At 46.2% G+C, this 26,683-nt stretch carries 25 protein-coding genes; 8 read left to right on the top strand and 17 right to left on the bottom strand.

Annotation, left to right across the window (positions count from 1 at the left end; genetic code table 11):
- Positions 1-222 precede the first annotated feature (222 nt).
- The 3 genes from J2T16_RS20240 (at position 223) to J2T16_RS20230 (ending at position 2,653) form a co-directional block, all read left to right on the top strand.
- Positions 223-840 carry a pyridoxamine 5'-phosphate oxidase family protein gene (locus tag J2T16_RS20240; RefSeq protein WP_499019119.1) on the top strand — a complete coding sequence of 206 codons (618 nt, stop codon included), beginning with the start codon at positions 223-225 and terminating at the stop codon, positions 838-840.
- 165 nt (positions 841-1,005) lie between these two features.
- Positions 1,006-2,304 carry an aminotransferase class I/II-fold pyridoxal phosphate-dependent enzyme gene (locus tag J2T16_RS20235; protein ID WP_336121931.1) on the top strand — a complete coding sequence of 433 codons (1,299 nt, stop codon included), beginning with the start codon at positions 1,006-1,008 and terminating at the stop codon, positions 2,302-2,304.
- Between the two features lie 223 nt (positions 2,305-2,527).
- Complete coding sequence (locus tag J2T16_RS20230; RefSeq protein ID WP_208606778.1) at positions 2,528-2,653, top strand: YjcZ family sporulation protein; 126 nt, start codon at positions 2,528-2,530, stop codon at positions 2,651-2,653.
- A 172-nt stretch (positions 2,654-2,825) separates the two neighbouring features.
- On the opposite strand, the gene J2T16_RS20225 is transcribed toward J2T16_RS20230, so the two are convergent.
- From J2T16_RS20225 to J2T16_RS20205, 5 genes are all read right to left on the bottom strand, one after another.
- Positions 2,826-4,043, bottom strand: coding sequence for an ABC transporter permease (locus tag J2T16_RS20225; RefSeq protein ID WP_336121930.1), 1,218 nt, complete (start codon positions 4,041-4,043; stop codon positions 2,826-2,828).
- A gap of 1 nt (position 4,044) precedes the next feature.
- Positions 4,045-4,797, bottom strand: a complete 753-nt coding sequence (locus J2T16_RS20220; RefSeq protein WP_090919407.1) for an ABC transporter ATP-binding protein — start codon at positions 4,795-4,797, stop codon at positions 4,045-4,047.
- Between the two features lie 25 nt (positions 4,798-4,822).
- The gene (locus J2T16_RS20215) at positions 4,823-6,202 is read right to left on the bottom strand and encodes a DEAD/DEAH box helicase (RefSeq protein WP_464678226.1); all 1,380 of its coding nucleotides are present in this window, start codon (positions 6,200-6,202) and stop codon (positions 4,823-4,825) included.
- Positions 6,203-6,595: 393 nt separating this feature from the next.
- On the bottom strand, positions 6,596-7,369 hold the full coding sequence (locus tag J2T16_RS20210; RefSeq protein WP_090919414.1) for an SDR family NAD(P)-dependent oxidoreductase: 774 nt from the start codon (positions 7,367-7,369) through the stop codon (positions 6,596-6,598).
- 58 nt (positions 7,370-7,427) lie between these two features.
- Positions 7,428-7,886, bottom strand: coding sequence for a chemotaxis protein CheX (locus J2T16_RS20205; RefSeq protein WP_090919417.1), 459 nt, complete (start codon positions 7,884-7,886; stop codon positions 7,428-7,430).
- Positions 7,887-8,336: 450 nt separating this feature from the next.
- Here J2T16_RS20205 and J2T16_RS20200 point away from each other — a divergent pair, with 450 nt between their 5' ends.
- Positions 8,337-9,239 (top strand): LysR family transcriptional regulator, encoded by a 903-nt coding sequence (locus J2T16_RS20200; protein ID WP_090919420.1) that lies wholly within the window; start codon positions 8,337-8,339, stop codon positions 9,237-9,239.
- 32 nt (positions 9,240-9,271) lie between these two features.
- On the top strand, positions 9,272-10,081 hold the full coding sequence (locus J2T16_RS20195) for a histidinol-phosphatase (RefSeq protein WP_336121928.1): 810 nt from the start codon (positions 9,272-9,274) through the stop codon (positions 10,079-10,081).
- Positions 10,082-10,352: 271 nt separating this feature from the next.
- Here the strand turns inward: J2T16_RS20195 and J2T16_RS20190 are convergent, their stop codons facing one another.
- The 7 genes from J2T16_RS20190 to J2T16_RS20160 all read right to left on the bottom strand — a co-directional run bounded on the left by J2T16_RS20190 (position 10,353) and on the right by J2T16_RS20160 (position 16,759).
- Positions 10,353-10,991 carry a GNAT family N-acetyltransferase gene (locus tag J2T16_RS20190; RefSeq protein ID WP_336121927.1) on the bottom strand — a complete coding sequence of 213 codons (639 nt, stop codon included), beginning with the start codon at positions 10,989-10,991 and terminating at the stop codon, positions 10,353-10,355.
- A gap of 144 nt (positions 10,992-11,135) precedes the next feature.
- A complete protein-coding gene (locus tag J2T16_RS20185; protein WP_336121926.1) occupies positions 11,136-11,867 on the bottom strand; it encodes a metallophosphoesterase family protein in 732 nt (243 codons plus the stop codon).
- 31 nt (positions 11,868-11,898) lie between these two features.
- On the bottom strand, positions 11,899-12,855 hold the full coding sequence (locus J2T16_RS20180; protein WP_336121925.1) for a metallophosphoesterase: 957 nt from the start codon (positions 12,853-12,855) through the stop codon (positions 11,899-11,901).
- 190 nt (positions 12,856-13,045) lie between these two features.
- Positions 13,046-13,810, bottom strand: a complete 765-nt coding sequence (sdhB, locus tag J2T16_RS20175) for a succinate dehydrogenase iron-sulfur subunit (RefSeq protein ID WP_090919432.1) — start codon at positions 13,808-13,810, stop codon at positions 13,046-13,048.
- Complete coding sequence (locus J2T16_RS20170) at positions 13,789-13,950, bottom strand: hypothetical protein (protein WP_499019116.1); 162 nt, start codon at positions 13,948-13,950, stop codon at positions 13,789-13,791. Before J2T16_RS20170 ends, sdhB begins: the two co-directional genes overlap by 22 nt.
- Before the next feature lie 339 nt (positions 13,951-14,289).
- Positions 14,290-16,032 (bottom strand): succinate dehydrogenase flavoprotein subunit, encoded by a 1,743-nt coding sequence (sdhA, locus tag J2T16_RS20165; protein WP_090919435.1) that lies wholly within the window; start codon positions 16,030-16,032, stop codon positions 14,290-14,292.
- Positions 16,033-16,090: 58 nt separating this feature from the next.
- Complete coding sequence (locus J2T16_RS20160) at positions 16,091-16,759, bottom strand: succinate dehydrogenase cytochrome b558 subunit (protein ID WP_090919438.1); 669 nt, start codon at positions 16,757-16,759, stop codon at positions 16,091-16,093.
- A gap of 362 nt (positions 16,760-17,121) precedes the next feature.
- Here J2T16_RS20160 and J2T16_RS20155 point away from each other — a divergent pair, with 362 nt between their 5' ends.
- Entirely contained in the window at positions 17,122-18,045 is a 924-nt protein-coding gene (locus J2T16_RS20155; protein ID WP_154891051.1) for a LysR family transcriptional regulator, read from the top strand.
- 27 nt (positions 18,046-18,072) lie between these two features.
- On the opposite strand, the gene J2T16_RS20150 is transcribed toward J2T16_RS20155, so the two are convergent.
- Together J2T16_RS20150 and J2T16_RS20145 are read right to left on the bottom strand one after the other, a co-directional pair.
- Positions 18,073-18,744 carry a potassium channel family protein gene (locus tag J2T16_RS20150; protein WP_090919443.1) on the bottom strand — a complete coding sequence of 224 codons (672 nt, stop codon included), beginning with the start codon at positions 18,742-18,744 and terminating at the stop codon, positions 18,073-18,075.
- Positions 18,745-18,777: 33 nt separating this feature from the next.
- Positions 18,778-20,097, bottom strand: a complete 1,320-nt coding sequence (locus J2T16_RS20145; protein WP_260511024.1) for a TrkH family potassium uptake protein — start codon at positions 20,095-20,097, stop codon at positions 18,778-18,780.
- A 487-nt stretch (positions 20,098-20,584) separates the two neighbouring features.
- Between J2T16_RS20145 and J2T16_RS20140 the strand changes: the two genes are divergently transcribed.
- Complete coding sequence (locus J2T16_RS20140) at positions 20,585-22,282, top strand: CPBP family intramembrane glutamic endopeptidase (RefSeq protein ID WP_221789943.1); 1,698 nt, start codon at positions 20,585-20,587, stop codon at positions 22,280-22,282.
- Here the strand turns inward: J2T16_RS20140 and uvrC are convergent.
- Positions 22,251-24,338, bottom strand: a complete 2,088-nt coding sequence (uvrC, locus tag J2T16_RS20135) for an excinuclease ABC subunit UvrC (RefSeq protein WP_221789944.1) — start codon at positions 24,336-24,338, stop codon at positions 22,251-22,253. The genes J2T16_RS20140 and uvrC overlap by 32 nt on opposite strands.
- Positions 24,339-24,751: 413 nt before the next feature.
- Positions 24,752-25,069: a thioredoxin gene (trxA, locus tag J2T16_RS20130; protein ID WP_090919457.1), complete on the bottom strand. Its 318-nt coding sequence runs from the start codon at positions 25,067-25,069 to the stop codon at positions 24,752-24,754.
- A 264-nt stretch (positions 25,070-25,333) separates the two neighbouring features.
- Between trxA and J2T16_RS20125 the strand changes: the two genes are divergently transcribed.
- Positions 25,334-25,489, top strand: coding sequence for a YqzM family protein (locus J2T16_RS20125; RefSeq protein ID WP_090919461.1), 156 nt, complete (start codon positions 25,334-25,336; stop codon positions 25,487-25,489).
- 92 nt (positions 25,490-25,581) lie between these two features.
- On the opposite strand, the gene dnaI is transcribed toward J2T16_RS20125, so the two are convergent.
- Positions 25,582-26,532, bottom strand: coding sequence for a primosomal protein DnaI (gene dnaI / locus J2T16_RS20120; protein WP_336121922.1), 951 nt, complete (start codon positions 26,530-26,532; stop codon positions 25,582-25,584).
- Between the last annotated feature and the right edge of the window lie 151 nt (positions 26,533-26,683).

The following is a 26,683-nucleotide window of genomic DNA, read 5'->3' as shown; positions in this document are numbered from 1 at the left end:
TAACATGTCTTCTTGATCTTTACTTCTATGTTCACTTCTATCTTTTCCTAGTCTTACTTCCTGCTTAAGATCATCTTCCATCCCAATTGGCCTATAAAAATCAATGTAAATTGGATCTATTTTACTGTCAATATTCGTTTTATGGTTATCTTCATGAAAAACAATACTGCAATCCTATTTCTGACATGTTCTAATACTTACTAAAATAATGGGGGAAATCACATGAGACGCAAAGAATTTTCGGTAGAAGAGGAACAGGAAATCATTACATTTTTGGACCAGTGCTCTTTTGGGTTTCTGGGTACCGTCAGCCCGGATGGAGAACCGAGAGTTACACCGCTGAATTTTGTATATATGGATGGTTGCTTTTATTTTCATGGAAGTTTAGCCGGGGAAAAAATGAAACAGATCAAACAGCACTCGTCCGTCAGCTTAACCGTGGCGGAGGAATTCTCGCTGATTCCTTCTTTTTTCAGTGATCCTGAACTGGCTTGTCCTGCAACCTCGTTTTTCAAAAGTGTCATGGCCTCCGGTCTGGCAGAGCGTGTAGAAGATCTTGATATTAAAGGCAAGGTACTGCAGCGGTTTATGGAGAAACTCCAGCCGCAAGGCGGTTATGTACCGATTGATGCACAAGACTCCCGCTACACCGGGCGACTCAAAGCTGTTGCTGTAGTTCGAATCGTACCGGATCGACTCAGCGCCAAGTTTAAATTCGGGCAGAATCTGACGCCTGAACGATTTGATCATATCAGCGGTGAATTGCATAAACGAAACGAAGGCCGGGATCATGAAACGGCTGAAATGATGCGAAAATATTGTCCGTACCATCAGGAGTAACACGCCAGATCCAGCCTTAAATTTATGCTAATATTGCATTCTGACCCCGCGCAACAACGCGGTGAAGTGATATAACTGTCATATTGCGTAATTTCCGTGACGGGGCCATGTCAAGGTGTTATAATGTTAGGCAGTGAATCACAAAGACTTGGAAGGATGAAAAAAATGAATCCACTGGCTGAACAGTTGAACGAAAGTATTCAGGCCGGCAGCAGTCACGTCTACTCCATGCTGTCACAACTCGGCAAAGAAATTTATTTTCCAAAAGAAGGTATCTTAAGTCAATCTGCGGAAGCAGCAAGCTTGGCCAAGACCTATAATGCAACGATCGGTATCGCTCTGGAGGGTGGAGTGCCTATGCATCTTCCGGTGATTCAGGAAAAGTTGTCCGCATTCCAGCCGAAGGATCTGTATCCTTACGCACCGCCTGCAGGCAAACCTGAATTAAGAACCGTTTGGAGAGAAAAGATGCTGAGAGAAACCCCTTCACTGGAAGGCAAATCTTTCGGAAACCCGATTGTAACGAACGCACTGACTCATGGACTCAGCATCGTAGCCGACCTGTTCACTGAAGAAGGGGACGCTGTTATATATCCGGATAAAAACTGGGAGAATTACGAGCTGACTTTCGGAATTCGTCGACACGGCCAGTTGATTCATTATCCATTGTTTGATGATCAATTGAACTTTAACAGCAACGGACTGCTTCAGGCGTTGCTTGCACAGAAGGACAAAGGAAAAGCCATTGTTCTACTGAACTTCCCGAACAATCCGACAGGTTACACGCCAGGCGGCGCAGAAGCAGATGCCATCGTAGATGCCATTCGTCAAGCTGCAGAAGCCGGTGTAAATGTTGTTGTGGTTACAGATGATGCATACTTCGGTCTGTTTTTTGAAGATTCCATTCATGAGTCTCTTTTTGGTAAACTGGCCAATATTCATCCACGTGTATTAACGGTGAAGATCGACGGAGCAACGAAAGAAGAATTCGTATGGGGCTTCCGTGTAGGATTCATTACATTTGCTCATGAAGATGCTGCTGTTTTGCATGCATTGGAGCAAAAAACACTTGGCATCATCCGTGCAACGATTTCCAGCGGGCCACATCCCTCACAGACTTTTGTTCTGGATGCGCTGAAAGCACCGGAGTTTGAAGCACAGAAACAAGAAAAGTTCGAGATTATGAAAGGCCGCGCCAACAAAGTTAAAGCAATCCTGGACAGCGGTAAGTATGGAGACGTATGGGATTATTATCCATTCAACTCCGGTTACTTCATGTGTCTGAAGCTGAAACAAGTCGGTGCTGAAGCACTCCGTAGCCATCTGTTGCACCAATATGGTGTAGGCACGATTGCACTCGGTGAATCCGATCTGCGGATTGCCTTCTCTTGTATCGAGGAAGCAGGTCTGCAAGAACTGTTCGATACGATCTACCGCGGCGTTCAGGATCTACAAACGATTTAGCATATAAGTAAATATAACCTTCTAATTTAGACGGTTTCAAAAATAGAACCCTTTTCGGCACATTGCGAAAGCTAATGTCATCGCCGAAGGGTTCTTTTGTTTTCTGGACAGAAGCCCAAAACACATATACACGGGCAGAGGCCCAATCAGCCTAACGCTATGGCACATAATATACGATGTACGCAAGGGCGTGCCAAACCATCACTCGAAAGGGGTATGACCCATGTCCCAAGTTGAAGATACAAGAGGCGGATACGGATACTGTGGCGTTGGAGGATTCACAAACATTGGTGCCATTCTCGTACTGTTCATCCTGCTCGTCATCATCACAAAATCCTTCCTGTACTAATACGCCTTCGCTATGTATACGCACAAGACATCATGAGTTTACATCACACATCAAAAAGAAGGGTATTTCGGGACACAGCCCGAAATACCCTTCTTCTCTTGCTCCTACGCATAATTCACTTGTGATGAATAAACCTGACGGCTCAGCGAAAGCTTAAGCTACTTTGGTTCTTCTACTCGTCCTCTTCCTCTTTGAGCCATTTGCTACCCTGCGAACGACGCATCAGCACGATGACAAGTACACCAAGTATGAGTGCAATGCCTGTGATACTCAGTCCTTCCATTCCTGCTGCCAGCATCGGCAACCACATGAGCAATGCGGCTATAGCATGCAGTTGGAAGATGAAACCGAGCACCTGTGAACGGCGGTTCTCTCCTGAGATCGGATAAATCATGATCCAGAAGGATTCACCGTGACTGCGGCGCAGTACCCCCAGTTGAATGCCTGTAAGTAGCAGGAAGAACAGATATACCCCAATTCCGAAGTAACTGCCTGCCGTCCACCAGGAAAGCAACATACCCAGGATGACCAGACGCAGAACAATGGTGAATACTTCCGTTCGAATAAATGTTTTGGTCATGAGATATCGATAAGCCTGTCCCGCATTCCATGGAAGACCATTGCCCCATTTACTGAGCCAGCGGCGAGAATTCACCTTTTGCCCGGACGATGGCACATCGACAAACCAGCCTAATGTACGCATGACTCTGCCTGCTTGTGTCTGCTCCACCTGAATCAGACGTTCCCAAGCGACTCGGTGTTTGACAGGTACACGCAGTGCAACGATATAAACAGCGGCCAGTAGCAACAGAAACCAAAGGCTTCGTAGCGGCGGTTGCCATAACCAGGCTGCAACGGCAAGGATAGCTATGGCCCAGCGGAGTATCCGATATCCTTTGGACGCCCCAGCTTGAACCATCCTCAGTTCTTGCCATGCACCGTAACTGGACAATACTTTCCATAGCACGAGAAACAACATTGACCAGCCCAGTGGTTTGGCATCTACATCTGCCCTTACATAGAGTGGCCACAATGTAAGAAATACAAAAAGTAACAACAGCATTTTATAAATTACGCCACGCACAAAGCTGTTTTTCAAATAATCCTGCATCCGGTACTCCTGCGGCCGCAAGAAGACAATATCTGCCGGAAGCAGATATGTACGATAACTGCTAAACAGTGCAAGCGGAGCCAGCAACAATAAAGCAATCCAGCGAATCGGAAATCCCGCAGGAATATTCTGTACAAAGGATGTATACCAAGCGGAGAAAGCGATGACGAGAAACAGAAATACCATCGCTACACCGCTCTGGATGACATAGCCCACATAAGGTAAAATTCCATTCCAAAAACCTGTCCGACGTTGCTTCCATAACAGCTTGAGATCCATACTAATCCCTGCCTTGCACGAGGGAATAGAACATGTGCTCCAGCGGTGTGTCAGGCTCTCCGAACTCCGTACGCAATTCGTTCAGTGTTCCTTGAGCAATGACATGTCCACGATGCAATACAATGAAGCGATCACAATAATTTTCAATCGTGGACAAAATGTGTGAACTCAGCAGAATAGAAGACCCGGCTGCTTTCATCTCCAGCATAAAATCAAGCAGTGAGCGAATCCCCAGCGGGTCGAGCCCCAGAAACGGTTCATCAATAATGTAGAGTGGCGGTCCTGCCACAAAAGCACACATAATCATGACCTTTTGGCGCATCCCTTTGGACAGATGTGTGGATAGACTTGTGCTTTTCTCATTCATGCGGAACAAGTTCAGCAGTTTCTCTGTCCGTTGTTTGAAATCCGCCTCGGACACATTGTACGCCCTCGCCGTAAATTCCAGATGCTCCATGACGGTCATTTCATCATACAATTCGGGAGATTCCGGTACAAAGGCCATCGCAGATTGGTAGATCTGTGCATCCTCATCCCGTTTTTTGCCCATTACCCGAACTTCTCCCTGTTGCGGAGTCATCAGACCGAGAATATGTTTCATCGTTGTACTCTTGCCAGCACCGTTTAATCCAATCAATCCGACCATTTCTCCGCGGCCTACTTCCAGATTCACGTCATGAAGCACTGGCCGTTTGGCACTGTAACCACCACTAAGCCCGCTGATTTGCAGCACAGGCGATTGAACATTTTCCATCTATCCCTGCACCCCTTTCATCCGATTATTCCTCAGAGCGCGGCGCTCTGTCTTTGCTCCACTTGGGTGCTCCCTTGTTTTTGCGGTTCTGGTCGCTATCTGTGCGGCCTCCATTGCTACTCGGCTTGCCGCTTGCGGGACGCTGACCCGAATTCGAAATGGTTGCTCTCGTCCCTGGTTTCCGGTTCCCCTGAGCTGGTTTGCGATCACGGGACTGTCCCGGTTTCCGCGAGAACGAATGCCCTTCAGGACGCGTATCTGGCCGCGGATCAGCCACCAACACTTTACCGCCGAACAGCGTACGCTCCTGCAATTCAATGCCGAGTTCGCGAGCGAATTTACGCATGATGAAAATTTGCGTTTCATCGACGATGGACAATACAATTCCTGAACGTCCCATTCGGCCTGTCCGGCCTGCACGATGAACATAGTGCTCTGAGTCAAAAGCAGGGTCATAGTTGATGACCATTGGCAAACCTTCAATGTCCAGTCCTCTTGCCGCCACCTCGGAGGCGATCAGCAATTGAATTTTGCCGTTACGGAAGGCGGCGAGTACGTTGCTGCGAGTCACTTTGTCGGCATCTCCGTACAGCGCAGCTGCGGACAGCCCGAGGTGATTCATTTTTGCCTCAACCTCACCGATGTCCTCCGTTGCATTCACAAAGACGATAGCGCGATCCGGGTTATACTGTCTAACAAGACGACGCAACATATCGATCTTGTTGCGGCTCTCTTCCACAAAATAATAATGTTCAAGTCCGGCAGCCGTCGCACGATCCGGTTCAATACCGATATGAACAGGCTCTTTCATCTCGCGCTTTGCAAGTGTAGCCGTATGTTCGTCAATTGTAGCTGACAGGAAGATTAATTGACGGTCGCGCAGCGCGCTTTTCAGCACAAATTCCACGTCACTTACACCGCCGAGCTGAAACACCTGATCAGCTTCATCAATAACAATCGTCGATACATTGTGCATTTTTAGCTTTTTAAGTGTGATCAGTTCCTTCAACCGTCCAGGTGTACCAACAATCAATTCTGGATGTTCACGCAATTTCTCAATCTGACGTTTCACGGCAGCGCCGCCAATCAGACCTTGCACACCGATGCCACGACCCGTACCGTAACGCTGAGCCTCACGTACGATTTGCATTGCAAGTTCCTGCGTTGGTGCAATAATCAGTTTTTGGGTTCCTTTAATATCACTTTTAATGGATTGTAGTAGTGGTAGCAGGTATGCCAGCGTTTTGCCTGTTCCCGTCTGCGACTTGGATACGACATCCTTGCCTTCCAATATAACTGGAATGGTCTGTGCCTGTACCGGGGAAGGTTCGTTAATGCCGTGCTCAGCTAGCAATGCTCCCAGATCCTCTGCTACGCCAATTGATGCAAAAGTTTGATTCGTCATGTATTCCATCCTTTAAATTTATTCGTTTTGATGATTTACAGGCTCAATTTTTTCTTTTTACACTAAACACTTCGATAGCAGAATCACATTCCGATCACTGTTATCCCCAGATTTTTTCTATCCCTTATATTAAGGAGAAATCCGGTGATAAATGCGACCGCTCCGCTTCTCCAGGTTCTTTCTGCTCTCTCCGTTATCGTGTAAATATATCATTTCGCCTATAAACCTGCTTGTACGCTTAAAACAAAGCCTGTCATCACATTATCTTTCATTATATGCGAAAAAAGCCCGCTTACCAAATCTTATTGCCGAAATGTTCAAGTCTGCGCAAAAAAAAGAAAAGCCCCTCTGCGGAGCCCTTCTTCATCCGATATATAGTGCACTCGTTACATTCTACTTCTGATTCATTACACCGTGTGACAAGCGGTCAGCCAGTCTAGGAAACAACTGATACAGCCAAATGCCCGCTGATGCCAGCCGTGGCAGATTCACTTCTTCCTTACGTTTCTTCATGGCGCGAATCATGTGGCCCGCTACATTCTGTGGTGTCAGCATCAGCCAGCGCACATTGTTTACGTAATTCCCTGAAGGATCTGCCCGATCAAAAAACGGTGTATCAATGGGACCTGGATTAATCGTCGTCACAGTGATGCCCGTCTTACGCAGTTCCTGACGTAAGGCATTACTGAATCCAAGTACAGCATGCTTTGTAGCCGTATAAGAGGCTGATTTGGCAGTACCAATTTTGCCAGCCATCGAAGCAACGTTTACAATCTGACCTTTGCCCCGTTCCAACATATGTGGAAGCACTGCTTTGGTACAGCGGACAATGCCCATATAATTCACGTCCATCATCTCATCGAATTCTTGTACAGACATGTCTGTCATGGCAGCAAATTTTCCGTATCCGGCGTTATTCAGCAAAATATCGATTCGTCCGTATTTATGTAACATCGCATCTACAGCCGTCTGAACCTGCTCACTGTCTGTAACATCCAGCGTAAGCAGTTCATGCCGCCCCTGTAGTGAAGCACCAATCTGATCCAGCTTGTCCCGCGAACGGGCAGCCAAAATCGGGATGGCTCCTTCCTCGATCAGCATTTGCGCGCAGAGCGCACCGATTCCACTCGATGCTCCTGTTATAAAAACAACCTGATCTTTCAGCATGGTTGATGTCCTCCCGTAATAAAACACATTGGGCCTCATGAAGGCCTATGCTTCTATTTTACGAGATCATCACCTGAATATCCATCTGTCCAATCCCATCCATCAACAAAGGAATACTAAGCGCCTTCGTTGCAGTAAATGTGGCTAAAATTTCAGATTGCATAACCTGAGGAGGCGTAATATCCACGACAACGCCTTGGTTGGACAGGATTGTACTTGCATTACCACTGATCATGTTACCGAGCTCAGAGATCGCACTTTTACTCATATCGTCCATCTCGGTGATGACAAAACCACCCATCATAGCTGAAACAATTTTCAAGGCCACCGTTTCTTGTATACCAAAAACAATATTTCCGCTCAACTGCCCCGTCATTCCAATCACGATCCAGACATGGTCAGCAATGTACTCTACATTCTTGACGCCAAGATTCCCGGTGGAAGGCGAAACCTGGATGAGCTGTTCAAAAACGTTGCGTGCAGATTCCAGGAATGGGTTAATTACTTCCGCTTTCACTGTATATGTCCTCCTCACACTGGGTTATTGGTCACACACCAAAAGTCCCATATTCATTAAATTTATTATACTTTATCACGTACGAGAATTCATTAAGAATTCAGGAAACCTTGTGTACTATAATTTATCGTCATTAGAATAGCAAATGTTTATAGCTGTTTTTGTCGCTTTACACTTTTGGAAGTAAATATTATTCCCTCATTGACACTGTAAAAAGAAACTAGGACTTTTATACCGGTTATGTATATAGTTAAAATTTTAAATTTTGGCTTACTTCACATTTATTCCATTTATTTAGTCCGTTAGTCTACTTTCAAATAGGCATCTGCCCTTCATTGCTCTGATCTCCGTAATCCCCTATAATTTAAGATAAAAGAAACATAACCCGTCACGGAATTCACTGCATGACACATGACATACAGAGGATATTTTGTTGCAAGGAGGCCGTATATGAACATCAGCCAACTCGAAACGCTGATTACTATTTCCAAAACGATGAGTTTTCGTAAAGCGGGAGAACTTCTTAACTTGACACAGCCGGCTGTCTCCGCTCAGATCAAAAGTCTGGAAGATGAATTCAACACCGTGCTTGTCGATCGGAACCAGCCAGTAACCCTCACAGATCGCGGACAGGTTTTTCTGGAACATGCTGAACGGATGCTCGATATTGTAGACGAGTTGAAACAAAAGCTGTCCGATCTTGATGAAACACCACAAGGACGTATTGTACTCGGAACAACAACGTCCATTGCGATTCAAATATTGCCCAGGGTGCTCTCTTACTTTCAGGATCAATTTCCACTCATTAAAACAAGCATACAATCTCTGCCTTCCGCGCAGATTTATACACAGGTCGAGAATGGTCTGGTGGACATCGGAATTGGATATCTGACAGAACGGAACCCTAACCTTAGTACATCCGTGCTATACTACGATACATTTGAACTTGTTGTATCCCCTTCCCACCCGCTGGCGAAGAAAAAACATGCCGCGGTTGATGTACTGCGGAGCACACCTCTGATTCTCCTGTCCCCGGATACGGTTGGGCGTCGGTTTACGGAAGCCGTTTTCAAAAAATATAACATCGAACCCAATGTTGTCATGGAGTTGTCGAGTAGTGAAGAAGTGAAACGAATGGTGGAGATTGATCTCGGTGCAGCCATTATCTCCAAACAATCCGTTGCACAGGAGCTGCGGCAAGGTACACTCCGAATGATTCCTTTAAGTGAACTGGAGGTCAGCCATCCTGTAGGTGTCATCTATAAATCCAGTCGTTATCTAAATTCGGCGATGCATCAGTTTCTGAGTGATCTCAAAGGCATGCCGGAGACTCAATTTATTAGCTCGGAATAAAAACATAGGCAAAGAAAGGGTAGGGATTCCATATGAAATTTGATCTTCATACACACCATTTCCGCTGCGGTCATGCGGACGGCAACATCAGAGATTACATTGAAGCAGGCATTGAGGCAGGACTTCAGGCTATTGGAATCTCGGATCACACCCCTTACTTTGGCAGTGAACTGGAGCAGGCACATCCACGAATTGCGATGGGTAAATCCGAATTACAACATTATGTAGCTGAAGTGCTCGCGTTAAAAGAAGAATATGCCGGAAAAATTGACGTTTTGCTTGGAATCGAATCCGACTACTTTCCAAAACATGCTGAATTGTACCGGACAACGCTGGGACAGTACCCGTTCGACTATATTATCGGTTCCGTGCATCACACGGAGGATATCAGTATTTTCAACAAAACTCGCTGGAACGGACTAAGCAATGCTCGCAAAATTGAAGTGAAAGAAGGCTACTATGCTTTAATCGCAGAATCGGCCCGTAGCGGCATGTTCCAGATTCTTGGGCATATCGATGCGATGAAAGGCAATTATCCACCGTTCTCCGAAATTATTGCAGACCATGCGATTGACGAAGCTCTCCAGGTGATAGCCGGTGCCAACGTTGCGATTGAGATCAACACCTCGGGCAAAACCAAGCTTAGTGGCGGTTGGTACCCTTCCGATGCTATTCTGGAGCGTGCCAATCACTACGGTGTAAAAGTGACATTTGGTTCAGACGCTCATATCCCGGGCCGGGTAGCAGACGAGCTTGACCTTGTGCGCACACGTCTGCGGGAGATCGGTTTCACCGATTGGGTGTATTTCAAACAAAAGCAAATGCAAGTTGTTCCTCTATAAAAGATGGCGAAACACAAAGATCCCCACGCAGCAAGAATACGCGTGAGGATCTTTTCTTTTCTTGTTTTATCTAATTCCCTAGTAGATTGAGCACAATATTTCTATAAAAAAAATGAACCCGCTCATCGCGGGTTCCAACAGCATTATCTATTATCAAAAAGGGGGTCATGAGATAAGTTTACCCCTTGTCTGTTAGAGTTCAATTGCAACTATATTTCAATTGTGTAACAAATGATTGAAGTTCGTTTCAGTTACCTTATCTTCTATTACGTTATGAAGTTCCCGGCTTGTTCGATGCCAACTTATGAAGCCGTTCGAGGTACAGATCATGCTGGAACTGTTCCCGGTACATACCATACACCTTAACATCCATCGAGCTTTCGAATGCGTTGTCTTCTTCATCGTTCAGTCCATATGACGGAAGATTCCGCTCATAAGTCATGCCCATTTTAAGCAGCACCCGTTCAGAGGAACCATTGGCCTCATAACAGCGTGCTTCAACCCTCCACAGATGAAGCTCATCAAATCCGAATGTCAGCAAACGATGCACCGCTTCCGTTGCCACGCCTTTACCCCAGCACGCCTTGTCCAAGATGTAACCGATCTGTGCAGTCCCTTTTTGATCATTCCAATGCTGAAAAGAGGTAATGCCGATCACTTGCTCTCTGCCTTTCCAACAGATGCCATAATGCAGTGAATCCAGCTTGGCACTGCTGCTCCGAATCTGGTTTAACAATTTTCTCGCCCGAATGGGTGGAGGCTGGCTCCCACGATTGACGTACCGAATCACTTGAGGATCAGATAAGAGTTCCGATAAAGTGATGTAATCACTTTGACGTAATGACCGAAGTACAAGACGCTCTGTCCATAAGGCTGGTAGCCCTTGGATTAGCATATTTCGATTAAGCATGACAATCACTCCTTTGCCTAACGGGCTTTAGTCCGGTAAGACAAGCAAGCTCTAAGGATGATCCGGCATGATACTACTGATTGAATGACATAAATTGTAGTATGTCCTGTCATTGTTCAGCTTTATTCGGTCATGACACTCCATTTACTCTTGTAATCCACGATAAATGCCTGAGCGTATTTCACGAATATATGCCTCAAGCGCCGGTATTTCTGCTTTTTGTGCGATCCGTACTTCATGTTCAATGTCGTAAGGAACCCGAACAAACTGAAGATTAAACGGTTTTTGACTATCATCGCCGTATTCCCCTTCAAGAATGCAATATGAAGCCTGCGGAAGATCAAGTGGATTCCCTACGCTGCCAGTATTAAATAGCATTTTTCCGTCCAAATATTGCAGAAATGCATTATGCACATCGCCATAACCCACCACGTCAGCCGCACCAGCCTCTGAATCATCCGTCGGAGGATCAAACATCGCCAGTCGCTTCTCCATCTCATCCCATGGCTGTACGCGATGATATACACTTTGCGGTGAAGCATGAACTAATCGAACAGTGCGTCCGCTTAATTTGAATTCATAACTGAAGGGAAGGCTCGCCAAATAAGATACTCTGTCTGCTCCCAGTCGCTCAGCTTGCCATGTGAAATCACGGACATCCTGATTGACTGCGATCAGTTCATCCCAGTTGCCACGAATGACCACTTCACATGCCGCTCTGACCTGATCCACCACTTCAGCTGGTTGAGGTCCTTTGCCCACAAGATCACCCAGACAAAATATCCTGTTCAAACCACGATGCTGAATATCTTTCATCACAGCTTCCCAGGCAGTCATGTTGCCATGAATGTCGGATACAATTGCTATACGTTCCATCTGGTTACCCCCCATTCATGTTTGTTAAGCCTCATCTTTCACTTACATCATCCCGGCTTAAATGAAGCACGGTTAGTTCAGGTCTGCATAGAAAACGAATGGGAAGCTGCGTCATACCAAATCCCCGATTCACGTAAACGGGCATCTGGGGTTTAGATGTATAATGCAATCCCTGAACATATTTGCGTGAACCCCGCGGAGTTGTCATTGCACCGAACCAGGGAAATCGAACTTGACCACCATGACTGTGACCGGAGAGTTGCAAACCAAATCCATGCGGAGCAGAATAATCGGCATAATCCGGTTCATGCATAAGTAGCAGTTTCCATACACTCTCACTTAACCCTGTAACGGCCTCGTCCAAGTCGGGCTCTCCTGTTAACGCATCATCCAGACCTACTACTGCAAACTTCTCATTTCCACGTTCGATAACGATATGCTGGTTGAGTAAAAGGGTAAAGCCCGCTTCACGGAACATATCTATGACGTCCTGCTGTTGCCGTCCTCGATAATCGTGATTCCCGAGTACCGCAAACTTCCCATACCTTGCTGTCATAGAGGCCAGAATCGGTACACACTCACGCATCGGCTCGGATTGTCTCTCAACGATATCTCCGGTAAAACAGATGAGGTCCGGTTGCTGATCCTTGATCTGTTCTGCCAGCTTGCTCAACTCTCTTCGTCCTGTATGGAAACCAAGGTGTACATCACTGAAATGAACGACACGCAGTCCATTAAACGCTTCAGGAAATGAAGGGAACTTAATTTCAATATGATTGACTTGTAGACGCCGAGGCTCCCAAAGCGCGTATCCCAGTGTCAGCACACTAGCTACCACAGTCATCACATGTTTTCGTAGTTGGAACATTCGACGAGAAGGGTCATGATCCTTTTCTTTTCCAGGAAAAAGAGGTGCATTCGAACGGTTTGGCCCGTTCGAGTGTCGGGACGGCGAGTTGCCGCTGTTCAACCGTGGTGTCTTTCCCATCATTCCCCTCCTCGGGTCAGTTTTCTTAAAAGTTCTTATAGGTAATATCCATCCCTGTAGTATACCATATTCTGCCTAGGATGCCCGCTTCCTTCGGTTGATGACAAAAAAAGCCGTGACCCGCCAAATTCTGCGCGGGATCACGACTTCTCGAAGAAGCAGAATGAACCTCTGCCTCTCGTTTACAGCATTATACACCCAGCCAACGTTTGAACATATGCTTGGTGGTTTGTTTATTCATCTCAGCGATGGACGTTGTGAGCGGGATGCCTTTTGGACATGAACGCACACAGTTCTGCGAGTTTCCGCAACCTTCAATACCGCCATCGTCCATCAACGCTTCCAGACGTTCTTCTGCGTTCATCTCACCTGTAGGGTGAGCGTTAAACAGACGTACCTGGGACAGCGCAGCTGGACCAATAAAATCAGTTTTTTCGTTAACGTTCGGACAAGCTTCGAGACATACGCCACAAGTCATACACTTGGATAGCTCATAAGCCCACTGACGTTTCTTCTCAGGCATCCGAGGCCCTGGACCAAGGTCATAGGTACCATCGATTGGAATCCATGCTTTAACGCGCTTCAGAGCGTTAAACATCCGCGTACGGTCAATGACAAGGTCACGTACCACCGGGAAAGTTTTCATGGGTTCAATGCGTACGGGTTGTTCAAGCTTGTCGATCAAAGCTGCACATGCTTGACGCGGTTTGCCGTTAATAACCATGGAGCAGGCGCCGCACACTTCTTCAAGACAGTTGGATTCCCAACAAACCGGCGCAATGGATTTACCATCCTTATTTACCGGGTTCCGCTGAATTTCCATCAGGGCGCTGATGACGTTCATGTTTGGACGGTACGGAAGTTCAAACTCCTCGGTATACGAAGATGACTCCGGGCTGTCTTGACGGGTGATAATAAACTTGACGGTTTTACTCACTGTTGCTTGTTCCGCCATATCGTTGTCCCCTCCTCTGGTGACGATGATTGTATTGCTGGTGCGCAAAGCTGGATGTTTGGGTGCTCGGGTAGACGCTCCGGTCGCGGAATGCCCTTTGGATCGCTGTTATCCCCGAATTTCTTTGACCAACCCTTCACAGGATTGAAATTCGGTGATAAAGGCGAACGCTTCGCTTCTTTCGGGCATTTCCGCTCTCTTCGCTACGCCTTGCACCTCGTGCTGCTTTGCTGGAAACTGCAATCCATTCATGCTGGATTGATGTAATTTTTTGTGGAAGCCTGCTAATGCTGGGCTTCCTTGAAATGAACGAAGGTGCGCAAAGCTGTGTTTGGGTGCTCGGGTAGGCGCTCCGGTCGCGGAATGCCCTTTGGATCGCTGTTATCCCCGAATTTCTTTGACCAACCCTTCGCAGGGTTGAAATTCGGTGATAAAGGCGAACGCTTCGCTTCTTTCGGGCATTTCCGCTCCCTACGCTATTAGTCTTTTGAGTAGTCCCGGATACGTGGTGGAATCAGGGATACGTCGACTGGCTCGTACGAGATTTGTGGGCCTTCTTTCGACCAGCTCGCGATAGTCGTTTTCAGGAACTCTTCATCGTTACGCTCTGTGAATTCAGGTTTGTAGTGCGCTCCGCGGCTCTCGTTACGCAGCAATGCGCCAAGTGTCATCGCTTCAGAAAGCTCAAGCATGTTCCACAACTGGCGAGTAAATGCCGCACCCGGATTGTTCCAGCCGGAGTTGTCGTACATGTTGATTTTGCCATAACGCTCTTTCAGTTCCTTGATTTTGCCAATGGTTGCTTCAAGCTTGTCATTGTAGCGAACCACCGTCATGTTGGCTGTCATCCACTCGCCCAGCTCTTTATGAATCACATAGGCATTTTCCGTACCTTGCATTTTCATGATGCCTTCGTATTTGTCGGTTTGGCGCTTGGTATAACCATCGAATACAGAAGAAGAGATATCAGCGGATGATTTCTTAAGACCTTTGATATATTCAGCTGCCTTAGGTCCTGCCACCATACCGCCATAGATTGCGGATACGAGTGAGTTTGCACCCAAACGGTTTGCACCATGATATTGATATTCACATTCGCCAGCTGCAAACAGCCCTGGAATGTTTGTCATTTGATTATAATCTACCCACATGCCACCCATGGAATAGTGAACGGCCGGGAAAATTTTCATCGGGATTTTACGCGGATCGTCACCCATGAATTTCTCATAGATTTCAATGATTCCGCCCAGTTTGACATCCAGTTCCTTCGGATCCTTGTGAGAGAGATCGAGATATACCATGTTCTCGCCGTTAACACCAAGTCCCATGTCTACGCAAACGCTGAAGATTTCACGTGTTGCGATATCACGCGGAACAAGGTTACCGTAGGATGGATATTTCTCCTCAAGGAAGTACCAAGGTTTGCCGTCTTTGTATGTCCAGATCCGTCCACCTTCACCACGCGCAGATTCGGACATCAGACGCAGCTTGTCGTCTCCTGGAATCGCAGTCGGGTGAATCTGAATGAACTCACCGTTGGCATAATTCACACCTTGCTGATATACCGCGCTTGCAGCCGTACCTGTATTGATTACGGAGTTTGTTGTTTTACCGAAAATGATACCCGGACCACCGCTTGCCAGAATAACGGCTTCGGCCGGGAACGTTTGGACCTTCATCGTTTTCAGATCCTGGGCTACGATACCGCGGCATACCCCTTCATCGTCCACAACGGCTTGCAGGAACTCCCAGTTCTCATACTTGGTTACGAGACCCGCTGCTTCCCAGCGGCGTACTTGCTCATCGAGTGCGTACAACAGCTGTTGACCCGTTGTTGCGCCGGCAAATGCCGTACGGTGATGCTTCGTTCCTCCGAAACGGCGGAAATCAAGCAAGCCTTCCGGTGTACGGTTGAACATAACGCCCATCCGGTCCATCAGGTGGATGATGCCAGGTGCTGCTTCACACATCGCTTTAACGGGTGGTTGGTTGGCAAGAAAGTCTCCGCCGTATACCGTATCGTCAAAGTGTACCCATGGGGAGTCGCCTTCCCCTTTCGTATTTACCGCACCGTTGATACCGCCCTGGGCACATACGGAGTGGGATCTTTTAACAGGAACCAGTGAAAATAAATGAACATGGACTCCGGCTTCAGCCGATTTGATCGCCGCCATCAAGCCTGCGAGACCGCCGCCCACAATAATTACATTCGATGATGCCATTGCTAGTTCACTCCCTTAGTAAGTAAGCGTTATTCATAAAATTTAAGATCAGTAAATGTTAGACCAAAACGGATTTTACCGCGTCAATCATTGAAGTTGCTGTTTGGAAATCAACGTTCCGGAAAGCAAACAACGAAGCGATAAACATGATGGATACGAGTACGAACAAGCTCATGCACACATACGAAGATACCCGCTGCGCACGAGGTCCGACCGTAATTCCCCAGCTAACGAGGAACGACCAGAGTCCATTGGCAAAGTGATATGACGCCGCAACCACACTGATCAGATATAAAATAAATGTTACCGGATTCATCACGATGTTATGGATAACACCGCCCAACTCTTCGTGTGTTACGTTGCCGAGAGCCACTTGTACACGCGTCTCCCATACGTGCCAGATCACAAATACAAACGTGATGACACCACTGATCCGCTGCAACGTATAACGCCAGTTGCGTTCATTGCCGTAACGACCCACGTTAGGCTTGGCCTGATAAGCAATGTACAGACCATATACACCGTGATAGAACAGCGGCAGCCAGATCAGAAACGTTTCCAAAACAATAACGAGCGGCAGGCTGTTCAAGAAGGCAACCGCACCATTAAAAGCTTCTTTGCCGCCTTCAACTGCTGAGAAGTTCGTCACCAGATGCTCTAGAAAAAACAAACTGAGCGGAATGACGCCAAGCAAGGAGTGCAGCTTTCTCGAGTAAAACCCTTTCATAAAATGTCGATCCCCTTTCGCTAAATACAACGTTTTCATAAATCCATTCTTATATCATGACACGAATCCTTCTTACATGGGAAGGTTCGACAAATTGTTCCGTTTTGATCAGGTGTGAACAACTTGTGTCACAATTCATGTTACTCCTTTTTTTCTTATAAGGGAATTGCAATATAATTATTAAATGTTATAACCTATAGGTATAAGTGTTGAAACAAAGGTTTTGTAAGGGTTATACCATTGAAACTACGATTTCCCTAACCTATGTAACCATTCAAACAACGAGACTAAACGCCATACAATAAGGCAAACAATTAATCAAGGGCAAGAATCACACTCATAATGAAGAGAGGTTTGTGTTCATGTTCGAAGAATTAAACGCATTCGCAGCGGTTGTAGAGCAATCCAGTCTAAACCGTGCATCCAAGCTACTGAATCTGTCTCAGCCTGCACTCTCTCGTAAAATCTCCAAGCTGGAAGATGAACTGGGCGTATCCCTCTTTCATCGCCGCGGCAAACGATTGGAATTAACCAGCGTAGGCCAACTAGCTTACACCTTCGCCGTCGAGCAGAAACAACAGCAACAGAAATTTCTCACCATGTTATCTCAATACAAGGACGAGGAACAGAGCATTATTACGTTAGGAGCGAGTTTGACGACACTACAGACCACTTTACCTCCACTCGTCAACGCTTTTATGGAGAAGCATCCTCATGCAGAATTAAAGCTGCTAACAGGCAAAACCCATGAGATCGTTTCTTTTGTTCGTGATAAAAAAGCCGATGTGGGCATTGTAGCCTCATCCATTAGCGAAACGGGACTCAACTGTGTTCCACTATTTGACGATCACTTGGAGCTGGTTGTGCCGCTAACGCACCCGCTTGCAGGCAAGGAAGCAGGTATGGAGCATCTGCAGGATCTGCCGATGATTACGTTCTCCAAAGGAACATGGTACCGCAAACTGACAGACGATCTGTTCCAGCGTTGCACCGTAATGCCTGACATTCGCATGGAGATTGATTCATTTGAAGCCATTATCCGTCTTCTGCCGACCTGTAAAGCCGCCGCCCTGCTTCCCAAATCTTATCTTCGTCCTCAGCTGCTGGCAGATAACGACCTCGTTGCCGTGCATTTACCTCAGTTGAAACAGACCCGAAGAACAACTTGCATGATCTATGGGGAAAAAGAAAACCTCAGCGAAACCGCCAGACAATGGGTCAGGGAGACTGCTGCATTTTTTACAGCAAAGGCGTCATTGCCCTCACGAAGGACAACAACGCCTTGATATAATCCAGAAGAAGCAGCTTACTGCTCAGCTCTCTTGACTAATAACTTCTTCTTCAAATCGGTCGATATCACCATTATTGCCGATAATGACCATAATATCCCCCATTTGCAGGGAATCCATCGCCGTCGGGGCAATAATCACCCCGGCTTCTTTTTGCAGGGCTACAATGCTACAGTTAAAGCGTACACGCGCATTCAAGCTAGCGAGTGTTTTATTGTGGAGACAGGCAGGTACCTTCATCTCTACAATACTGTAATCATTGGACAATTCGATATAATCCAGCAGGTTTGGTGTAACCAATTGGTGAGCGACCCGGATGCCCATATCCCGTTCAGGGTAAACGACACGGTCAATGCCCAGCTTATCAAGTGCTCGTCCGTGAAGAACCGATATAGCTTTGGCTACAACCGTTTTGACTCCCAGCTCTTTGAGCAGAATGGCAGTAAGGATACTCGTCTGAATATCGTCGCCAATAGCAACAATGCCACAGTCAAAATTACGAATGCCGAGGGAGCGTAGCACCTCTTCATCCGTAGCGTCCGCCACGACAGCGTGAGTGACCAGGTCACTCATGTCTTCGACAAGTTCCTCATTTTTATCAATGCCAAGCACCTCATAACCTAGTTCCATTAATTCCTGTGCCAGACTGGAGCCAAACCGCCCAAGTCCAATGACCGCAAACTGCTGTTTTTTCATCGTTCTTCACGAACCCCTCTATCCTAATAATTACTAACCAATTATCATTTTGCCTTCCGGATACCTGTATAAATCCTTACCCTTTTTCTGCCCCAGTGCATACGCAAGTGTAATTGGTCCAAGCCGTCCTGCAAACATGGTAAAACAGATCATTAACTTGCCAAATGTGGTGAGTTTAAGCGTCAGGCCAAGAGAAAGCCCTACCGTACCAAAAGCAGATGTCGTTTCAAATAATATCATTAAAAAATTACTGTCTTCTGTCGTACTCAGCACCATCGTCACCGTAATAATGAACAACAGCGCCAGTAGCGTGATAGTGAGTGCTTTGAAAATACGTTCCTGCACAAGCCGATAACGGAAAAAGACGATATCCTCCCGACCGCGCATCATGGCAATGACTGCCCCGGCCATAATCAGAAACGTTGTTGTTTTGATACCGCCCCCGGTTGACCCCGGTGATGCACCGATAAACATCAATATAATCATGAAAAATTGCGTGGCCTGCCGCAGTCCGGCGATATCGACCGTGTTGGCCCCGGCTGTACGCGGTGTTACCGATTGGAAGAACGATCCGAGCAACTTGCCGCCCCAGTTCAGACCACCTAACGTTCGTGGGTTGCTGAACTCGAATACAAAAATGACCAGTGCACCAAACACAATCAATAAGGCCGTCATCAGCAAAACAACTTTGGAATGTAAGGATAGCTTCTTCGTTTTATGATATTCCACCAAATCGGACAACACCACAAAACCGATCCCACCCGAAACAATCAGAAACATGGCGGTAAAATTAACAAGCGGATCGTAGACATAGCCCGTTAGACTGCTAAAATGACCAAACATATCAAACCCGGCATTGTTAAACATAGAGATGGCGTGCCAGTAACCGTAATACACGGCCTGCCCGATCGGCATATCAAATGACCAGCGCAGTGCAAACAATGTACCGCAGATCCCCTCCAGAATAAGCGAATAAATCACAACCTTGCGAATCAGCCTCACAATGCCTTCCATCGTGCTTTGATTCATTGCCTCTTGTAAGATCAATCGCTCCTTGAGCGATATTTTCCGTTTGAACGCAATCGCAACCAGCGTAGACATCGTCATAAAACCGAGACCGCCGATCTGAATCAGAATCGCAATAATCACCTGACCCAGCACTGAAAAATAGGTTCCTGTATCCACAACAACGAGCCCTGTCACACACACAGCCGAAGTTGCTGTGAAAAGTGCATCGATAAAGGCCAGGCTGTCGCCGCTTCGGCTGGATGCCGGAAGCATCAACAGCAGTGTACCCAGCAGAATAATGCCAGCAAAACCTAACACCAGAATACGGGGCGGCGATAATCGCATCCATTGAACATTTGCTTTCACTTCAGTATCATCCACCTCTGCTAAAAAAGAAAATAACTCCACCCTGTGGAGCTCATGTATGATTCATAAAAAAACATCATATAATTGGAGTTGATATGCATCCAACTAGAGTTAGTATACTCTTTTACAGGATGCCTACTCTGGATGTCTACTCCGTTAGCTTTGTTAGCTCTTTCCGTTCTATTCGTTCCCTTGTTAGACCCCAGACATGCGGATTTTTGGATATTTGCTTCAAAATTATAAGCGCTGCAACGAATGCACACAAAACGATTTTTGGGTAAATAACTTCGAATTCGTTCAAAACGGGAAAAAAGTTCATGCCCGGACAGCAAGATCGGATTTTTTCGATCATTTTCATTCGTTTTCAAAGATTTACACCTGTTTTCGCCCTATCATTGGCATTGAGGACATGCCCTGTGCTATCTTTACAGTACGATGTAATTGAAAAAAGGAGGAACACCATTCCATGAATCCCTTAGGGCAGCCTTTACAGCTTAAGGCTAACTTCAAACGTTTGGGGTTGCTTGCGGTGATCGGCCTGATTTTATTTTTTGTCTTTCAGATCTTTCCTGCGACTTCATCACAAACGACAGAAATTTCGTCAACATCCTTCATTAGCAAGGATCAAGCGATCCAATCTGCACGTTCATTCGCGGCTTCCGTTGATGACTATACGCTCCAAGGCAATGCCAGTAAACCCCTAGTAACGTATCAGACCCATTCCGATATTTACGGTTATATGGCAAAGACGAAACAGCTTGCCACGTACAATAAAAAATGGGAAACAACCTATCCTTACGATGTATATCGAGTGCGTTTGCTTGATCAGGACAGTGGGGGTTACCTTAACGTTGACGTACATATGAAAACAGGCAAGGTAGTTGCCTTCAAGCGGATATTGCCTTCCTCCCTGTATACGGCCGTTGAATCAGAGCAAGAACAGGGCATCAGAAGAACTTCAGAGTCGCTTGCAGAAGGCAATATGCCATTGAACGAAAAAGAAAAACTCGCGGCTGGAGTTTTGAAAGAATTCGGATATGACATCCCAACACTTCAACTGGATACACGAGATGGCGAGCCGGGTCTGAAGTACACGGATGCAAGTAAAACGATTGGCAACTCCAAGCTAGAATTGAATTTTACATTTGAAAATGGGGCTGTCCGTTCGTTCGATCCGGAGTTCTCCGTACCGAAATCCCACACGGATTATGTTAAAGACCAGACCCAATTAGCCAATTGGTTAACTTACGGTGGTTACGCTTTTCTGACGTTTGTTCTTGGTGTGCTTGCCATTATTTATAGCATTCTGGCTCGTGCAAATACATCGTTCAAACGAGGCGTCGTATTGTCACTGGTGTACTTTGCTGCTTCTATGATTGGTACACTGAACATGTTGCCTCTCTTCCAGGCACAAGGACTTTCAAGCTTCATGTTAGTGTTCCTTATGCTCATTCAGACCGGCATAACCATCGTGATGAGTGCTACGATCTATCTATCGCTTGTCGCTGGTGACGGCATGTGGCGCAAAATCGGATTTAATCCATGGCCTCGTGCCAAGGAGCCGGGTTACGGCAAATATGTGTTGCAGAGTATGTACACCGGCTATCTATGGGCATTCATTCTGCTAGGTGTACAATCCGTTCTATTCTTTATTCTTGAACGTAGCATCGGCACATGGTCCACCACCTCAGCAGATCAATCGACATATAACATGACGTATGCCTGGATCTTTCCGATTATGGCTTGGATGGCTGGAATCGGGGAAGAGGCCGTATATCGACTGTTCGGTATCCGCATGATGCAAAAAGTTGTGCGTAACACGTTTATCGCCTGTCTGATCCCTACAATTATTTGGGCACTTGGACACACCTTATATCCAATCTATCCAGTCATTACACGACCGATCGAACTGACTGTCATTGGACTGTTGTTCAGCCTAATTATGTTGCGTCACGGCTTCATTGCTGTTGTTTTTGCACATGTCATCTTTGACAGCCTATTGATGGGGCTCAGCTTGATTTTCATGGGAGACGCACTGAACATCGGTGCAGGAATCTTTTGGATTGTGTTGCCTGCTATTGTTGGATACGTGGTCTATCGTTTCAATCCAAAACAAAAAGAGAAGCCGTATGTCACGACTCCTCATCACGAAGTGCTGCAATAATCTGAGTAGCTAGTTTATCTCCAATAGATAGAGGCCGGAAGTCTTCAACGCTGGCCTCTTTTATTTTGCGTAAAGAGCCAAAATGCTTCAATAGTAGCTTACGCCGCTTCTCCCCAATGCCTGGAATGGCATCGAGTCTAGACGTAACCATCGATTTGCCGCGCTGCTCACGGTGAAATGAGATGGCAAACCGGTGAACCTCTTCTTGAATCCGCTGTAACAGATAAAACTCCTGACTGTCCCGCGGCAGGGCAATCACCTCTGGCGGATTACCAATCATCAGCTGTGATGTTTTGTGTTTGGCATCCTTCACCAATCCACACACCGGAATGAATAGCCCAAGCTCGTTCTCAAGCACGTCTACAGCTGCGGAAATCTGTCCTTTACCTCCATCGACTACGATCAAGTCAGGCTGGGCCAAGTTTTCCTTAAGCACTCGCTCATAACGGCGACGGATAACTTCACGCATTGTTTCATAATCATCCGGCCCCTCGACAGAGCGCACTTTATATTTACGATATTCCTTCTTGTCCGGTTTACCGTCGGTAAATACAATCATGGCAGACACCGGATTCGTACCCTGAATGTTCGAGTTATCGAAAGCTTCAATTCGTCTTAACTGCTCCAGACCGATCCAGCGCCCCAATCCCTCGGAAGCCTTAGATGTTCGCTCTTCATTACGTTCAATGAGGCGGAACTTCTCCTCCAATGCCACCCGTGCATTGTCGAGTGCCATCGTAATCATCTGGCGTTTCAGTCCGCGTTGCGGGATATGCACTTTAATGTCCAACCATTCTTGCAGAGAAGCAGCCATTTGCGACGGGTCCTCCATCTCGGATGGCAGTTTGGCATTGGATGTTTCCTGCAATCCGGTAGCATTGCTCTCTTCTTCCTCAGTTACCTCCGCCCCATAAGCTGCAAGTGTCTCGGCAACAACTGGCATCGAAGCAGCGGTCTGATTCATCCCGATTTGTAATTCTTCTTGCGTGGATTCAACCGTTCCCTCAGAATGTTTATCCTCGGATATATTCGCATGATCCACTTTTGTGGAATCGCTTGTTTCCTGACCAGAGAGCAGTTCCTTCGGCATCTCCGGTAGCAAAATTTCCTGTGGCAAAGCCGGGTTATCACTATAATACTGGGTTACATAGGACATGAAATCATTGTAGGCCTCACCGTAGAACGGGAAGGTGGATACATGGCGTTCAATCATTTTCCCCTGACGCATATATAGAATCTGGACACACATCCAGCCTTTATCAATCGCAAATCCAAAGACATCACGGTCTCTGGCATCCGCCATCGTAATTTTCTGTTTTTCCATGATCGCATCAATCGCAATCACCTGATCACGCAGCTCTTTGGCACGTTCAAAATACAAATCTTCAGCGGCTTCCTGCATTTTACGCTGCAAGTCCTTTTTAATCTCCTCATGTCCGCCGCTCAGAAATGATCCGATCTCCTGCGAAATCTCGTCATACTGCTCTTTGCCAACTTCCTTCACACAAGGGGCAAGGCATTGGCCCATATGGTAATACAGGCAAACTTCCTTCGGCATTACACCACATTTGCGGAGCGGATACATCCGATCCAACAGTTTTTTCGTTTGGTGTGCCGCATACGAGTTCGGATACGGACCGAAGTATTTGGCTTTATCTTTCAGCACACGGCGGGTCACTTCGAGCCGCGGATGCTTTTCATTCGTTATTTTAAGATAAGGAAACGTTTTATCGTCTTTAAGCAATACATTGTAACGCGGCATATGTTTTTTGATCAGGTTACACTCCAGAATGAGTGCTTCCATGTTGCTGCCTGTCACGATGTATTCAAAATCACGGATTTCGGATACAAGACGCTGTGTCTTTCCGTTATGACTGCCAATAAAATATGAGCGCACGCGGTTTTTGAGCACTTTCGCTTTACCAACGTAAATAATGGTGCCTTCACTGTTTTTCATCAAATAACAGCCCGGCAGGTCTGGAAGCAATGCAAGCTTGTGACGAATCTGCTCCAGTGCCTTCTCCTGTGCGTCTAACTCCTGCATAAATGGATCCATAATTCGGTGGGTCCTCCCTTCCGAAAAAAGTAAAAGTCATGGTTACACAAAAAAATTCACACCGACCACTCCAATGACAGAACAACCTTTCAATCGCTGTTATCCCCAGATTTCTTTGATTCCCTTTTTAAAAGGGAAAATCCGGTGATAAAGGCTACAGTAGATGCTTCCGATGTAGCTTTCTTTCAGAAAGCTTTTAGCTTCGCTTCTCCAGTTCTTTTCTGTCCTCTCCGTTAATCATGTGAATTTACAGTTTCATTTTATATTCAATTATATAATATAAATAATTTATCACATCATTTATATATTACTTTTATATTGTCCTACATATCGCTTATCGACGCAAAACGCCCCCGGCATGTAAACCGGAGGCGATGTGTCAGCCTGCACTTAATTATGTTGTGACTTGCTGCTTATTGATGTTTTTCGATGATTCCTTTGAGAGCTTCTTTAGAGTTCAGACCAACCACTTTATCAACCGGTTGACCATCTTTGAAGAAGATCAGTGTTGGAATGCTCATTACGCCAAAGCGGGAAGCAGATTCTGGATTCTCATCCACGTTTACTTTAGCAATTTTTACGGAATCGCCAACTTCTGTGGACAGCTCTTCCAGGATTGGAGCGAGCATTTTGCAAGGACCACACCAAGGCGCCCAGAAATCAACCAGAACCGTTCCTTCTCCTTCGACTTCCGTGTTAAAGGATTGATCGGATACGTTAACAATAGCCATGAAATTGTCCTCCTTATATATACTTACGGTTTTATTTTAACCTGTAACGTCGTGAACGACACTTCCAGTATAACACATGTGCGTTAGACATGTGAAATGAACAGATAATGTTCATCTTCCCAACATGAAATCTTCACAATTACAGGTGAAGCCAGTCGTCTGCAAAATCTTTACAAACGCTTTCTTTTCCAAGTATACTAAAATTACTCTGGATTGTAGCCCTGCTTGCAGGCCAAGCTGTCAATCCTCAAAGGAGGCAACACAATGGACGCTAATATTCGGATGACCGACCCGCGTGAACATGTGAACGAGGAGCCGCGTAGCGATCTCTTTGATCTGATTATGGGCGTTGTCGGCATGGGCGGCCTGATGACTGTTATCTTTTTTGGTATGGTAATTTTTAAATTCCTGACCGAATAGGATATTCAAATCAGTACTCAGGCTCCCGCAGACCAGAAAAGCCCGGTTCTCGCATATTGCGAAAGCCAGGCTTTTTTTGGTTCATCTATATCTTAGCCCTTCCCTCGTTGATTCTCGCCCCGAACCTGAATAACATCCACAAATGGACGAATTCGATCCATCAAACGTTGACCTTTGTTCGATTCCTCGCCATCCCGGTTCGTAAAGCTCAAGTGTTTCTCAAGCCCTTCCAGGTTGTAATTGGACGTATAGAACGTTGGCTTGCGATTCATTCTATAGTTAAGAATAGAGCCCATCACATGATCCCGTACCCATGGGTTCAGGTTCTCTGCACCAATGTCATCAAAGATGAGCAGATCACAGCTTTTCAGAACATCCGTCATTTCCTTGAGCTTCTGTCCTTCACTGATCATGGATTTCAAATCCTCTACGAAGTCAGGCATATAAATAATGACACCTGTATGACCCGCAACCGCGAGTTCATGTAGCAGATAACACATCAGAAACGTTTTGCCGGTTCCAAACGAACCTTCCAGATACAACCCCTGCGTTGAAAGTCCGTTGGCTTTCGTCTCGCTAATATAACGAAGTACACGGTTCACCGCTGGCGCACGCATGCGATCTTTGCCCATAATTTCCACATCATTATATCCAGCGCTTAGAGCGCGCTCATCCACATAAAAACTGCGAATCCGCTGTTTGATGATATGTTCATTTTGCCGGGCAATCTGTTTGGAGCAAGGTGCTTTGATATCTATAATTTCGGGTTTACCGTTGAAGTTCTCTACTTCCAGTTTGCAGAAATGACCCTGAAAATCGTTGGGACAGTTGTCGAGTCCCGGACAATTCGCGCAGTTCTTCGAATCTTTAGCATACTGAAACAGCTTGCTCAGATCGGGCATGAGCTGTGTATCTTTCAGTTCAGGATGACCTGCTCGGAACTCGCGCACATACGGATCTTCCAACAAATCCGCCATAATTCGCCGCGACTGCTCACGAAAGGAAGGGTTCAGCTGCTGAAGCAATTCTCCCAAGGATTCCATGGCTTCAAGCCCCCTTTTAAAATATTAATATTTATGAAGACATGAGACAATTTCATCTCCAAATATTCAATCATTCGTACTGTTCATTCTATAGAAAAGCACACAATAACTCAACTGATACATTTGGAAAAAACACCTCTCCACATTATAC

It is taken from the genome of Paenibacillus intestini, assembly GCF_030803945.1.
Lineage (GTDB): Bacteria > Bacillota > Bacilli > Paenibacillales > Paenibacillaceae > Paenibacillus > Paenibacillus polysaccharolyticus.
The sequence above is the reverse complement of the archived record's forward strand: the minus strand, read 5'-3'. Positions and strand labels throughout refer to the sequence as shown.